This is a genomic window from Helicobacter muridarum, from assembly GCF_000765805.2.
GTDB classification, from domain to species: domain Bacteria; phylum Campylobacterota; class Campylobacteria; order Campylobacterales; family Helicobacteraceae; genus Helicobacter_A; species Helicobacter_A muridarum.
The window spans coordinates 1-736 of sequence record NZ_JRPD02000066.1 but is presented as its reverse complement, the minus strand read 5'-3'; the positions used below and the strand labels follow the sequence as shown (position 1 = coordinate 736).

Here is a 736-nt window from a genome sequence, read left to right as displayed (position 1 = left end):
TTGATATACAATTCATCATCTATTCGGGTAACACATATTTGCTCTTCTCTTGGCATACCTTTCTGCACTAAAAGCCTGCAGTTAGGCGGTATTGTGGGCGTCATAGAATCACCTCTAGCACTAATAATTGATAAATCTACAGAATCTTAATTACAAAAGAATATGAAAATCTTTCAAATATTAAAAGAGAAATTAAGATAGATAATACTTAAGAAAGCTCAAATAGATAAACAGCAGAGCATATAATAAACTCTAGTTTTTTTTAACTAAGCTTTACTTATAACAGCAAAGCTAAGATATTAAACTAGGCTAAAGTATATAAGAAGTAGTCAAAAACTTTTCTAAATCAAGAGCTATCTATTTTAAAGAGCTTTGTAGAATTATAAAATTCTACAATGTTATAGCTATTCTTTATAGTAACTCTTTATAAAGCATATAAGGTTAAAGCTGATTATGAAGTAAAGACTTAAACTATCAAGTAAAGCAGAGCAATAGCGAGTTTGATAATGGTAAAAATCACATCAATGGAATCAAGAATTCTTTGATCATGCAAAGCATAAGACTTTAATAAATTTAAAGGCATAAAGCAAGAAAATTTCACTAAGTTTTATCTAAAATTTTATTCTGCATTTAAAGGAATGTGAATTTAAGCAAAATACAAAAATTCAAGATTAAGATTTATACAAAATTTTACAAGATTAGTTAGAAATTAGATTAAGGTGAATTGAGCCTAGAT

Annotated in this window: 1 protein-coding gene and 1 pseudogene; one reads left to right on the top strand and one right to left on the bottom strand. The window is 27.0% G+C overall.

Annotation, left to right across the window (positions count from 1 at the left end; all coding sequences use genetic code 11):
* On the bottom strand, positions 1–125 hold a 125-nt coding region (locus tag LS73_RS09750; RefSeq protein WP_268903013.1), incomplete at its 3' end, for a S24 family peptidase.
* 300 nt (positions 126–425) lie between these two features.
* Between LS73_RS09750 and LS73_RS10685 the strand changes: the two are divergent.
* A pseudogene (locus tag LS73_RS10685) lies at positions 426–663 on the top strand (IS1595 family transposase); the annotation flags it as partial.
* Positions 664–736: the final 73 nt, after the last annotated feature.